This is a genomic window from Nostoc sp. FACHB-280 (assembly GCF_014697615.1).
Classification (GTDB): domain Bacteria; phylum Cyanobacteriota; class Cyanobacteriia; order Cyanobacteriales; family Nostocaceae; genus Nostoc_B.
On record NZ_JACJSD010000007.1, the window covers coordinates 149,241 to 162,187 of the forward strand.

11 protein-coding genes and 1 riboswitch are annotated in these 12,947 nt (G+C 39.5%); of the genes, 1 reads left to right on the forward strand and 10 read right to left on the reverse strand.

What is annotated here, in order from left to right:
• Positions 1-121: 121 nt before the first annotated feature.
• On the reverse strand, positions 122-2,905 hold the full coding sequence (locus tag H6G75_RS07535; RefSeq protein WP_190979323.1) for a pitrilysin family protein: 2,784 nt from the start codon (positions 2,903-2,905) through the stop codon (positions 122-124).
• Between the two features lie 221 nt (positions 2,906-3,126).
• Here H6G75_RS07535 and H6G75_RS33470 point away from each other — a divergent pair, with 221 nt between their 5' ends.
• Complete coding sequence (locus H6G75_RS33470) at positions 3,127-3,261, forward strand: hypothetical protein (protein ID WP_277884076.1); 135 nt, start codon at positions 3,127-3,129, stop codon at positions 3,259-3,261.
• Here H6G75_RS33470 and H6G75_RS07540 read toward each other — a convergent pair.
• From H6G75_RS07540 to H6G75_RS07580, 9 genes are all read right to left on the reverse strand, one after another.
• On the reverse strand, positions 3,247-4,368 hold the full coding sequence (locus tag H6G75_RS07540) for a sensor histidine kinase KdpD (RefSeq protein ID WP_190979324.1): 1,122 nt from the start codon (positions 4,366-4,368) through the stop codon (positions 3,247-3,249). The two genes, H6G75_RS33470 and H6G75_RS07540, sit on opposite strands and share 15 nt — an antisense overlap.
• 238 nt (positions 4,369-4,606) lie before the next feature.
• Positions 4,607-5,011: a hypothetical protein gene (locus H6G75_RS07545; RefSeq protein ID WP_190979325.1), complete on the reverse strand. Its 405-nt coding sequence runs from the start codon at positions 5,009-5,011 to the stop codon at positions 4,607-4,609.
• The gene (locus H6G75_RS07550) at positions 5,012-5,509 is read right to left on the reverse strand and encodes a Rab family GTPase (protein WP_190979326.1); all 498 of its coding nucleotides are present in this window, start codon (positions 5,507-5,509) and stop codon (positions 5,012-5,014) included. It abuts the gene before it with no gap.
• Positions 5,510-5,511: 2 nt separating this feature from the next.
• Positions 5,512-7,299, reverse strand: coding sequence for an OmpA family protein (locus H6G75_RS07555; protein WP_190979327.1), 1,788 nt, complete (start codon positions 7,297-7,299; stop codon positions 5,512-5,514).
• 42 nt (positions 7,300-7,341) lie between these two features.
• On the reverse strand, positions 7,342-7,950 hold the full coding sequence (locus H6G75_RS07560; protein WP_190979328.1) for a hypothetical protein: 609 nt from the start codon (positions 7,948-7,950) through the stop codon (positions 7,342-7,344).
• 155 nt (positions 7,951-8,105) lie between these two features.
• Complete coding sequence (locus tag H6G75_RS07565; RefSeq protein ID WP_190979329.1) at positions 8,106-9,443, reverse strand: ArsB/NhaD family transporter; 1,338 nt, start codon at positions 9,441-9,443, stop codon at positions 8,106-8,108.
• A gap of 118 nt (positions 9,444-9,561) precedes the next feature.
• On the reverse strand, positions 9,562-10,206 hold the full coding sequence (locus tag H6G75_RS07570) for a universal stress protein (protein WP_190979388.1): 645 nt from the start codon (positions 10,204-10,206) through the stop codon (positions 9,562-9,564).
• Positions 10,207-10,409: 203 nt separating this feature from the next.
• Positions 10,410-10,547: riboswitch (cyclic di-AMP (ydaO/yuaA leader) on the reverse strand.
• Between the two features lie 17 nt (positions 10,548-10,564).
• A complete protein-coding gene (locus H6G75_RS07575) occupies positions 10,565-11,401 on the reverse strand; it encodes an ABC transporter ATP-binding protein (RefSeq protein WP_190589509.1) in 837 nt (278 codons plus the stop codon).
• Between the two features lie 57 nt (positions 11,402-11,458).
• Positions 11,459-12,901, reverse strand: a complete 1,443-nt coding sequence (locus H6G75_RS07580) for an ABC transporter substrate-binding protein (protein ID WP_190979330.1) — start codon at positions 12,899-12,901, stop codon at positions 11,459-11,461.
• Positions 12,902-12,947: the final 46 nt, after the last annotated feature.

Below are 12,947 nucleotides of genomic sequence, written 5' to 3' on the forward strand. Positions count from 1 at the left end.
TGAGACGATGATAGAAATTGCTCTGAATTAGATACCCGACTTCTTTAAGCAGTCGGGTATCTACTTGTTTATGAATGATTGAGGATTGACATACAGCAGTCAAATCATCAATAAGTTACCCTTATTTAGATGCCGTATCACCAGGGCCAGCAGTCACAATCACGACATTTTCTGGCTGAATTAAATCTTTGATGACTTGTTGAATTTGCGTCATATTTACAGCTTGAATGCGTCGCGGAAATTCGCGGATTTCTGCGGGTGAAAGACCCAAGACAGCATTATTTAAAATGATGCTGGCAACTTCGCTGGGATTCGCTAATTCTACAGGGTAGCTATTAGTAATGGAACGTTTTGCAGTATTTAATTCTGATTCTGTAATGCCTTGTTCACGTAACTGTTTGAGTAAAGCGAGGGTACTGGCGATCGCTTTTTGGGCATCTGTAGGCGCAGTTTGCATTTCAATTAAGAAGGGGCCGGGATTAATTCCCGCAGCAAAACCACTGTAGATACCATAAGTCAAACCAAGGCGATCGCGCACTTCCGTACCCAAACGGCTAGATAAAGTATCACCGCCTAAAATTTGATTCAGCACCAAAGCAGCATAGAAACGGGGGTCTTTGCGTGAAATACCGTTGTAACCAATGTAAGTTACAGCCTCCGCTTTACCAGGAATCACTTGATTCAAGCGGGTGGAAGTTTTTGGTAGGGGTACTGTCGACAAATTCAACGCAGGTGGTTTACCTTCAGCTTGCCATTTCCCAAAAGCTTGATTCAGCAAATCTTTCACCTTCACTGGGTCAAAATCTCCCACTATAGCGAGTGTGGTTGTATCTGGACGGTAATGTTGACGATAAAAATTCAACACATCGTCACGAGTGATACTCTTTAAACTCGTTTCTGTGGAAAAGCTGTGGAAAGGATGATTTTCTGGGTAAATGGCTTGTTGAAATACGCGCCTTGCTAAAGTACTGGGGTCATCTAACTGCACTTGCAAATTAGTTAACGTGCGTTGACGACTCAGTTCTAATTGGTCAGCGGGGAAATTAGCATTCTGTACTACATCCGCCAAAGTTTGCACTAAAATTGGCAAGTTAGCCGACAGCCCTTCACCTGCAATGCTGACACCTTCGCGGCTGGCGCTAAACTCTAAACTGGTTCCCCGATCTTCTAAAGTTTGGGCTAAAGCCAAAGCATTTTTAGTTTGGGTACCATTCATTAAGTTTTCCGCAGTTAGAACAGCGAGTCCAGCTTTTTGATTACTATCAAACTCAGTTCCCGCATCAATTTGACCACTAATGTTAATTGTGGGCAGACTGCGGTCGGGTAATAGTAAGACTCGCAAACCATTGGCTAAAGAAAACTGTTGTGGTAGAGGTTGCTGATTAGATCCTGTAGATGAACTCGCCGGTGGTAAATATTTCGCCAGTTCGGCCGGGTCTACAGGTTGACCAGGACTAAAGTTTTCCACAGTCCGACCAGAACCAGAACCAGAAGTTCCGGCTTGACCATCTGGTTGAGTTGGTTCAAAAAAGCCGATGGTTTGTTTAGCTGGAACAAGGTAAATTTTCGCTACTCGTTGGACATCTTCGGGCGTTACTTTGGCGATCGCAGCTAAATAGCGTTCAATATATTTATAATCTCCCGCTACAGTTTGGTTATACCCCAACTGATTAGCTTGGCTGCTGATATCTTGATTACCTAACACAAAAGAAGCTTGCAATATTGTCTTGGCGCGGTTTAACTCTGCTGCACTCACTCCTTTTTGTTGTAATTCTGATAAAGATGTTTGCAGAACTTGGGCAATTTTCTCTAACTTTTGACCAGGTGCGGCTGTCGCCTCAATTTCATACCAACCCGGTTCAATTAATTCCGCCGCACTTCCACCCACAGAACTTGCCAAACCAGATTCCACCAAAGCTTGATAAAGTCTCGAACTCCGTCCGCCTGTCAAAATTGCATCCATCACATCAATTGCTGGTACATCAGGATGTCTGATATCTGGCAAAGGATAGACAACATTTAACAGGGCCGCACTTCCTGGTTCTTTTAAAACTATGGGAGTTGAGGGTTGGGAGTTGGGAGTGGGAGATTTGGGTTTTTGACTAACAGCTCTTTCTTGACTCTCGACAGTTGACTTTTGATTCTTCGTCAACTTGCCAAAACTTTCTTTCACCGCCTTGAGTACAGGTTCTGTGGCAAAATCACCTGTAATGACCAAAGTCGCATTGTCAGGACTGTAATAAGTTTGGTAATAGTTTCGTACCTGTTCGACAGTGAATTTTTCCACATCTGCTTTCGTACCACCGACTGATAAACCATAAGCTCGATTGGGAAAAGCCGCCTTCATCACCGCCCGACCTAAACGGTAACTGGGTGAATTTTCATAACCTTGCAACTCAGAAATTACAACACGCTTTTCACTAGCAAGTTGTTCAGCCCCAATCAAAGAATTTTTCATCCGGTCTGCTTCTAAAATCAGCAATGCTTGGAGTTTATCTCGTTGCACAGTGCCGAAATAGGCTGTTTCATCGTAACTTGTAAAAGCATTAAACTGACTACCCAAAGCACTAAACAAACGGCCAAACTGTACAGGGCGGTCTTTTGTACCTTTAAACATCAAATGTTCTAACTGGTGAGAAATACCACTCTCGCCTTTACCTTCATTGCGTGAACCAACTTTGTACCATACTTGCACACTCACCACCGGGGCAGTATGAACTTCTTTAGTTAACACTGTTAAACCGTTTTCTAATATAGTTTTTTTAACTCCTTGGGTAAAAGATAATCCCGATACAGGCGCAACTGCGGCTGGAGTTACCGCATTAATCACATTTCCCGAAAAAGGTATAAAACTTAGAACAAAACTAAGTAAAAATGCTATCACCATCGTTGAGCGTCGCTGCATAAGCAAATCAAAATGTGAATTTTCAATTCATAAAGGCGATTCTAGCGAATCATACGCTGAGGTATGGGGATCAATTTCTGTAATCACGCCAGAATGGCATAATTCAACAAGAAAATTAATAACTAAAATCCCTGGTTTCAAAATATAAGCTCCCCGACTTCTCAAAAAAATCAGGGAGCTTATTCCAGAAATAGCTCAAATTTAAGTGATTAATCAAATTCGTGGTATTTTCGTCAACGGGGATGGTGATATCGAGCGATCGCTTCTTATTACAGTTTCCGCCGTCATCAGACAGTGCGGCTCAATCACGCTTGAAAATTGCACATTATGCCCTTACCACCCTACACCCTTCTTAATGGTCTGGGAAGGCGGAACCAAAAACGGGAACCGCCTTCGGGACGTGGTAAATAACCAATATTGCCACTCCAACGTTCAATTGTCATTCGACAAAAATAAAGACCAATTCCACCTCTACCTGCACGATTTTGGCCTTGAGAAAACTTTTGAAATAAATTATTGCTCATTTCTGGTGGTACACCTTCACCTTCATCATCAATAGTGAAGAGAATATATTCTGTTTCTGCTTGCAAATTAATAGTTACTGTAGAGTCTTCTGGACTGTGGCGATAAGCATTTTCCACCAGATTTGTAATAACTCGATCTAAGCGCGATTGTTCGCCTACAACTTTCCAATCGGCTGTTCTATCAACGTTAGGCGCAAGCTGTAACTTTTGGTTAGTCAGGGCAAAACTAGCTTGAAATAGTTCTATAGTTTCTTCTACAGCCAGTAGAATATCGGGAGCAGTATCAATATCAATGATACAACTTTCTAGCGATCGCACCTCATCTGAAAAAGCATCTAAAATATTTCTAATTAACATTTCTTGCTTAATAGATTGCTTGCGAGCAATTTCTAAATTTTCTTTGCCTTTATCTGTTAAGTTCTCAAACTCTAGCAATGCTAAACAGCAATTAATGGCGTTAAGTTGTCCTGCAATATCATGAATAATGCAATTAACTAATACTTCTTTTCTTTGATTATCTTTTAATAATCGTTGATAATTTAATTGTTGTTCTCTACCCGCTTGAATCAGGTGCTGTTTATATTTAAATTTATCTTCTGCCAATTCAATTAATAAAACTTTACTTTCATTAACACAAAGAGCATAAGCTTCTAACTGCTCTTCGTAACCATTTAAGTTTTTTTGACTCCAAAGACCAGAATTTAGCTTACCAAGCCTATTTTCACTCCAAAAATCTTCGGCATCAAACAGAAAATTCTCTAAAAATGCAAATTCCTCTTGCGGAATTAACATATCCATCCCAAATCTTAAATTCTGGCTACAAAAACGCTGTAACCAGCTAGGTGGTTGAGCTGTGACTCTAAATAATCCAATCTGAATTCTTTCTAAGACTAAAATATTTAAGCCTAAGAATAAGTCAGATAATATAGTTGTAGTCATATCATGAACATATATCGGAATCTGATTTGCTCACTGAACATAATCGTGTAGATTGGCAAAAGGGAACAAGACAAAAAGATTAGAAGTGTACCTAGTTTTTTTTCAAAATTAAATCTGAGTCCTATAAAAAATATAGTTTTTTATTCTCTAGGTCACTGATTAATTTTTAGATGATTAAAATCTCTCTTTTAGGAAAGATTGGATCGATTAATTATTCTAAATTTTGACGGGTAATTCTTCAATCCTTACTTATTAATTTATCAGATTTTTCTTGTGCTAGACTGGAATAATTTGCTTCTTGCTGCATAGCCGACAGATGCTTTTCATCTAAAATACTATTTAATAGTAATACCCAATCACCTTCCTCTGAGGGGAAAATATGGACATCTGCACAAATACCCTCTGCGATTTTGATTAAGGGTAAGAATAACGGAAAGTCATCTATAGGTAGTAACCCTTCTAGAAAAAAAATTTGTTCGCATACTTGCATTCCTGGACTGAGATTTGTAATCCCATACTCAGTGAGTTTTCCACCCCAGGCTTCTAGACCACCATTCTTGTTGACTAAGAGATAAGCAAGCGATCGCTCTTCGATAATAAAATTGAGAATATATAAAACTATAGCCTTGGGGATGTCTGCCATTTATCGATTGATGATTTGATGAGCAAGTGTTTGAAAAACTTCTTCCACACCCTGTCCTGTTTTAGCACTCGTTTTAATTACATTCCAGCCTTTGCTGAGAATACTATCTAACTCCTGGGGTTCAATTTCCCATTCCTCTGCCATATCCCATTTGTTAAATACTAAAATAAAAGGTACTTTACCAACTGTTTCTTCTACTTTAGTTTGTAACTCAAAAGCTTTATCTAAAGTATTGCGCCTTGTGCCATCCACCACTAAAATATAGCCGGATGAACCTCTCAGATAAGACATTCTGACTTTTTGAAACTCATCTTCACCATACAAATCCCAAAGAATTAAATTAACATCATTGCCTTGCAGATTAAGCGTTTTTTTATCAATCTTGACTCCAACAGTCGTATAATATCTCTCAGAAAAAATACTATAGATAAACCTTGCGATTAAACTAGTTTTACCAGTGGCAAATGCACCTACCATACATATTTTCTTTTGCAGCATATTTATTTACTTTTGTCAGTGAGGAATACTTGAAAAGACACGCGGCGATTGAGCTTTTTGGCATCTAAATTTAGTTCTGGCTGATAAGGTAGTGTAGAACCTAAAGCTGCAAGTTTAAATTGATTAGCATTAATTTGCGGCACATTTAAAGCGGTAAAGATTTTATTCGCGCGTACTTGACTCAAGCGTAAGTTTTGTCCTTCTGTACCAGTAGTATCAGTGTGACCGCGAATTAAAACTTGTACATCTTTATTTAAGAATCGAGCTATTTTGAAAAGGGTAGAAAAATTTGTCCGTAACTGCGGCAATTTTTGACTTTCTCCAGAAATTAACTCATCTTTGCCCTCGACAAATAAAAATGTCGTAGCTTCAACTTTCTTTTTAGCCGATTCTAGTTCTTTGAGTTCATTTGCTAACAGGTTTTTAGTTTGAAATTGTGTGACTCCAGGAATAAAACGCCAGAGTTTCTGAGCTTCTAAAATCCATTTTTGTGGTGCGTAACCACTAGCCACAAGAATGCCAGAATCATTTACTTGTAGTTTTGTGGTGGGTGGTGGTTGCAGTAATTCTGTGGCTCTTTTAGTAATGATTTGTGGTTCTAATGATAAGTAAGATTGCCATTTAGCGATAACTTTATCCGGCTGCAAATTTGTTGATGGGATGAGGGTGTTGGGATCTACAGCTACAGGATCACGCATTCCTGAAATAAAGTGTTTCCCGTTGTAATATCGAGTGTTCAACACCACAATTCCTGGTTGGGAGTTCAATTTATGGAGATAAGTTTGCCAACGGATATTTTCTCTCACAGCAAAAAAGCCCCAAATTCCTGCGGCGATCGCCATTAAACCTAAAAAAGTCCAAGCATAGGTATAATTTTGCCGAGCCGGAGTTTTATACTGTACTGCTAAACAGTTTTCTAAATAAGGTTCACTAGCTTGAAATGGTTCGGTTTCGCCTGTAAAGCTATGCAGTTCTGTTCCGAGTTTGAGGTGTAGTTTTTCAATAGCTGCTTGAAAAACTGCGCGTAATTCTTGCGGCGGTTTACCACGAATTATCCCCGCGATAATTGCTTGTGGCCCTGCTTCTACCCAAATTGTGAGTTCGCCAAAGCGCAAACTTCTTAATGTATCTTCTTGCTGGACTTTAAAAGAATCTTTGACAAAATCTTGAATTGCTGTCAACATCGCTGCTACTAAATCGGGATCTTGAACAGCTACTTGTTGTAACCTGACATGATGCAGCAATAAACTAGTGTGTCTGTGAATCAGAAATATTTGTTCAACGCGGTAAATTAAAGTCCGCAGCAGAACAATTTCTGCAAAGGATTTTCCGGTTCTTCTGGCTTCTAACCTCCATTGAAAACTTTGTACCGACAGGCTATTTTCTAAGGCTTGATTCAGCGATTGCATCATTTCATCTAAAACGGTGGCGATCGCTTTGCGAGCAGCTGGGCCAATAATGGGAAAAAATGCTTCAGAAAGAACATTTTCATCTTGGCTAATAGAGGTTTGAATTGCTTGTTCCACAGTCGAAACCATTGCTTCTACCAATTGTTGATCTTGCTTGGAACGCAAAACCACAGCTTCGGGAAGCAAACGACTGATATCTTCTGGTTGAATTTGCGGATTATTTAATCTGTCGTAGAGTTTATTTAGTTGAGAAGGTTCAATCCCTAGGAGTAAACTGCGAAGTAAAGAGAGGTCATCTTGATTGAGAGAATCTAAGTTAACAGATTCTCCATTCATGCTTTTAGCTTCTGGAGGTACTCGATTCGGGGGATAGTTATTCATTACCCAAATCCCTTAATCTACATAAGTAACTGAAATTTCATCTCAAAATTTATGATCTGTATTTAGCCGTACGGCTAGTTCTGTAAACAAAGCAGCCAACTTAGAACGGTCTGTTTTCTCTCTTTGAATGTCTTGCATTTCGCGTTTCAGCACCGCTAAAATCTCTTCATACTTTTGCTGAATATCATCCTGTAAATTTTTCGATTGATTCAAGATATGTTCACGCAGTTCTCGTTGACGGTTGGTAGTTTGTTCGTCAACTTGAGCGATTTTATTTTCTAAAGATAAGTTACTATTTTTCTGCTCTTCCGAGAGCGATCGCATCCCACTATCACGCTCTAATTGCTCTTTCTTCAGTTGTTCTGTTAACGAATCAACTTCTTGTCTGATATAACTTTCTAAAACATCTAAACGTTTGCGGTTTTCCTCTCGCAAGCTGACAAGTTCTGAAATTAAATTTTCTTCTAAGCGAGTCAATCTTTTGTCAACATCACGTATCTGGTTGCCAAAAAGAATATCTCGGACTTTATCTAAGCTGTTAGTTTCACCAATCCCATTAGTAGTAAATTGTAGTTTGTTATTGACTTGATTCAACCCCCCTTGTCCTGGTTCTAGTGCATTGTAGTTGGTATATTCTTCAGGCGGGTTCATAATTTTGATCCTTTTTGAAGCTGATTTTGATTTGGCTCTTATACTTATAATGCAACATTTATAGCCACGACAAAACCATACACGTAAGTATATTTAAATACGTGCTGTTAAAATCATCCCTCTCCAGAAGGAATTTGTATTAGTTGTGATTATGTCTAGATTAAAAATCGCACTAACACATATAATCCCGAAGTTGCTAGTTGTAAAAACATTACGGGAATACCGTAATGCAGAAAAGTTTTAAATGATATGCGGCGACCATGTTGTTCAGAAATTCCGGCTGCAACTATGTTAGAAGATGCGCCTACAAGTGTACCGTTACCTCCCAAAGTTGCACCAAACATCATGGCGTAAAACAATGGTAAAACTTCAGTCGGAAATTGCCCTTGAAAGTCTTGTGCTAACACTTCTGTTGGTGCTAACCCTACACTGACAATATATTGCTTGAGTAAGGGTACCATTGCCACCACCAAAGGAATATTCGGCACGACACTAGATAATATGCCGACAAATAATAATAAAACTAAAGAACCGAGAATGATATTTTTTCCGAGAATAATTGCCAAAAACCCTGATAAACCACTAATTACACCTGTTTTCTCTAAGCCGCCAATTAATACAAAAATACTCATAAAAAATATTAATGTACTCCAATCAACATCACGTAAAATATTGTTAACAGTATCAATGCGGCTGTGATGAGATAGTAACAATGCCAAAGCTGCACCTAATAAAGCCACAGCAGCAGGTGAAATCGGCACTGGTAAAGATTCGCCAATCACAAAAAATATTAAGACAAAGACTATAATCACCGCCCCCACAGTTAATACTCGTGGATGATTAATTTGGGGATGTGGTAATTCCTCAAGACTATCAAGTTTAGTCTGCCAAATTTTCCGAAATAAAAATGGTAGTGTTGCTGTGACTGTAATAATAGCAATCACTCCACCTAAACTTAAGTTCCACAGATAATCTATAAAACTAATATTAATCGCATCTCCGACAATAAACGTTGCCGGATCACCAACTAAGGTTAATAAACCTGCACTATTAGCTATAAACACCATTAATATCAACAATGGTACAAAATTTATGCCTATTTCTTGTGCCATTGGGGGAATTAATGGCGCTAACAACATTACGGTTGTGGCATTGGGTAAGACTGCACAAATCGGCGTAACAATCCCCACAATACTTAATAACAAACGTTTGCCATCACCTTTGGCTATAATTACAATCTGAGTTGCTAAATAATCGAATATTTTAGTTGGTTCAAATGCCCTGACAAGCACCATCACACCAAAAAATAAACCTAATGTTCCATGACTATTACCGATATAACCCACAGCTTCTTTTAATGTCATAACGTTGGTGAAAACTAATAGCAATGCTCCCAATAAAGCAGCGATAGTTAGATGCACCCATTCCGTCATAATTAGGAGAATTACACCCAAAAAGGTGAAAACACTCAGGATAGCTTGCCAATGTTCCACTTTAGACCTCTTGATGTCTAGCTAGTTAGTTGCATATTACTGAAAAAGCCACCTAAAGTATAGGTGGCTTGCTATAAATCTGATTTAGCTCAAGAATTACTGTTATTTCATCCAGTAGTTATTCATCAATGCCATTGGGTACACCTAAAATCGCACAAGGAAACTTAAAACCTAGCGCCTGAATCATCTTATGATTAATAGATTTACACCCCAGCAATAAAACATCAGCCGCTTCTAATTTCACAACTTTTGTTAATTCTGTAGCAACGTTACCGAAGCGTAAATGCGATTTAAAAGAACCCTGCCATTCTTCAGCTAAACTACGTGCTTGCCAAAGAATTTTATCAGCTTGTTCTAGATGAGTAATAGTTTGTGCTTGTAAAGGCTGGGCGATACCTTTAATTTTTGGTTGAGTTAAGACCGAGGTTGCAGATTGGGACATATTACTAACTCCACATTCGCAGGGAGTTAGATAATCTGCCCAATTCACTTTATCTAAAGACTTTTCACTCTGATTTTGTTCTACTACATAAACAGCTTGGACTATAACTTGCTGATTTGTTGCTAAACGTGTTTGATGAGCAATCCAAAAAGCAATATCTAGTGCTGTGTGACTATGAGGTGAAGCGTCATAACCAACAATTAAATTGATGGCTTTAGCTATGGGAGAATTTGTCAAATTACTGCTTTTTGGCTCTGGTATTAACACCATTTGCTCAACTAAATCATCTCTACCTATGGCGCTTTGCAAGCGCACTAACATTGGCTTAATGTTCACAGTTTAACTTCTCCTAAAGCAAATGAATTAATAATGAGAAGCAGGGTGAATGAAGTATGAAGTATGAAGTGTGAAGTATGAAATTTTCAGTAGTAATTTCATCCTTGAGACTTGATTCTTCAGGATTCATTTTTATCCTTTATTTCAAGAAACCCCAATAATAACTGTTATTACAGCCAAATTTTTGGGAGTTCCCTCCATTGCCGACGGAGTTAGCTGACGGGCTAAGACTGGAAGGTGTCTTTCTGAAAGATTAGCCCCATGTATATGGTTCCTCCGCTTCAAATCACGATTGTGGATGAATTTGAATTAGGCGACCCGCTAAAAGAAATAATAAACTAATTTACTCATTTTGGGTGAAGTATCTATCAAGAAAGTTCAAGGCATAATTACGCAATTCAAAATATTCTTGGGAATTACGCATAGCGGCGCGATCGCGTGGATGATCGAAAGGTACTTCTAAAATTTCCCCAATATTAGCGGCTGGGCCATTAGTCATTAGGACGATGCGATCGCTCATATAAATAGCTTCATCAACATCGTGAGTAATCATCATCACGGCTTGGCGATTGTTTTCCCAAATATCTAATACTTGCCGTTGTAATTTTCCTCTAGTTAATGCGTCTAATGCCCCAAAAGGTTCATCCATCAGCAACATTTTGGGACGAATTGCTAAAGCCCTGGCAATACCTACTCGTTGTTTCATACCTCCAGAGATTTCATCAGGATACTTATCTGCTGCCGGGGTTAAGTTTACCATTGCCAAGTGTTCGTTAACAATGCTAATTTTTTCAGCGCGAGTTGCATTTTTTAACACTTCATCTACGGCTAAACGGATGTTTTCTCTAACAGTTAACCAAGGTAATAAGGAGTAGTTTTGAAAGACCATCATCCTTTCTGCACCTGGCTTGCGGATTTCTTTGCCATCTAGTCGCACTGAACCAGAAGTTGCTGTTTCTAACCCGGCAACAATTTTTAACAAAGTTGATTTACCACAACCAGAATGACCAATTACGGAAATAAATTCATCTTCACCAATGCTGAGATTGACACTATCCAAAACCACAAAATTACCTTTATCGGGTGTCGGATATGACTTGACTAAATTTTCAATTTCTAAGAAGTTATTACGAGACATAACTTGCTGTTCAGTATCGATTGAAGTGGGTGTATATTTCATCATCAAAGGCTCCGCTAAAATTTGAACTATTTGTTAGTCAATGTTGAGAATTAATACCTAAGACATAAAAAAACGCACCGGAGATTTAGCCCGAATCTCAAAACTTTTGAGGTATCCTACGGGGTCACTAGGGTCGAAGGGTTTTTTGTCAATAAATACTTCTGCTGCTTCAACTTTGTAATCGTCTTTCGGGCATTCAATACCCATTTCTGCTGCTATTTCTCGATATAAATCTGTTCTCCAACCTTTTTCGGCTAATTCTTCGGCATTTTTAGGAAATTCCTGAATTTGTCCCCACCGTGCGGCTTGGGTCATTAACCATATACTTCTCGACCGCCACATAAATGTTGCGTGTTCGTTTGGTTGTTTGGGTAAGTTGTCGGGAATATCGTAAAAGATGGTAGTATCAGCCGCTTGGATGGTGCGGTCTTTGCCGTCAAACCCACCATAGTTGTAACTTCCTAAAATGCCTGGGGCTGTAAATTTGGTAATTGGTGCATTCTTATTTTTTGGTCTCGCACCTGTAAAGGAACGGTCTGTAAGTAGTTCGGCGACTTCTTGGTGGTTTTCTGGTTTGCTGCAATATTGGCAAGCTTCAATCATCGCCTTTACCAGAGAACGATAGGTTTTAGGATATTTATCGATGAAGGATTCCATCACGCCTAATAATCTATCGGGGTGTCCTAACCAGACTTCCTTACCTTGGGCAAAGGTAAAACCAATGTTTTCGTTACCTGTAATGGCTCTGGTGTTCCAAGGTTCGGCTACCATATAAGCTTGCATTGCCCCAATTCGCACGTTTGTCACCATCTGGGGAGGCGGGACGATGATGACGCGAAATTCTTTGAGAGGATCAACACCAGCCGCCGCAGATATGTAACGCACGAAGTATTCGTAAATTGCGGAACTTAGAACTACTGCCCAAACTTTATTTTCTGCTGACTGCTTATCAAAGTAGGCGCGGAAATCTTTACCAAAGGCTTCTAATGCGCCTTCGCCATATTGTTGTTGATATTCGTACCACGGACGCAAGCCAAAATCCCACATAGCTTTGTTCATCGTCATAGCGTTACCGTGGCGGTGAATGGTCATGGCTGCACATAAAGGTGCGTGGCGTGCGCCTTCAGCCCCAATTCTGGCATTGGTGACAGCCCCAGAGACAACGGGGGAAGCATCTAAACGACCGAAAATTAAACCGTCGCGGGAAGTTGCCCAACTGGCTTCACGGTTGAGTTTGACGTTTAAACCATACTTGCGAAAGAAACCTTTTTTCCAGGCGATCGCAAATGGCGCACAATCATTAACAGGGACGTAACCAACAGTAATATCAGGTTTTTCTAAGTCTTGAGACCTAACTACGGGTTGAACTGCTAAGGCTTCTTTTGTCAGCCCTGACGCAGATTTATCTCCCGAAATTCCACAGGATGATAAGGCAATTCCGGCTGTTGTGGTTCCTAGTCCTAAGAGAAAATATCTTCTAGTCCAGTTATTATCGCCCATTTTTGTAGCTCCATATTGTGTTTTTGATGGGCTGCGAGATCCCCGA

Coding starts and splice junctions, on each gene's coding strand:
- H6G75_RS07535 (WP_190979323.1), bottom strand. CDS start 2,905: ATGCAGCGACGCTCAACGATGGTGATAGCATTTTTACTTAGTTTTGTT.
- H6G75_RS07540 (WP_190979324.1), bottom strand. CDS start 4,368: ATGACTACAACTATATTATCTGACTTATTCTTAGGCTTAAATATTTTA.
- H6G75_RS07545 (WP_190979325.1), bottom strand. CDS start 5,011: ATGGCAGACATCCCCAAGGCTATAGTTTTATATATTCTCAATTTTATT.
- H6G75_RS07550 (WP_190979326.1), bottom strand. CDS start 5,509: ATGCTGCAAAAGAAAATATGTATGGTAGGTGCATTTGCCACTGGTAAA.
- H6G75_RS07555 (WP_190979327.1), bottom strand. CDS start 7,299: ATGAATAACTATCCCCCGAATCGAGTACCTCCAGAAGCTAAAAGCATG.
- H6G75_RS07560 (WP_190979328.1), bottom strand. CDS start 7,950: ATGAACCCGCCTGAAGAATATACCAACTACAATGCACTAGAACCAGGA.
- H6G75_RS07570 (WP_190979388.1), bottom strand. CDS start 10,206: ATGTTAGTGCGCTTGCAAAGCGCCATAGGTAGAGATGATTTAGTTGAG.
- H6G75_RS07575 (WP_190589509.1), bottom strand. CDS start 11,401: ATGAAATATACACCCACTTCAATCGATACTGAACAGCAAGTTATGTCT.
- H6G75_RS07580 (WP_190979330.1), bottom strand. CDS start 12,901: ATGGGCGATAATAACTGGACTAGAAGATATTTTCTCTTAGGACTAGGA.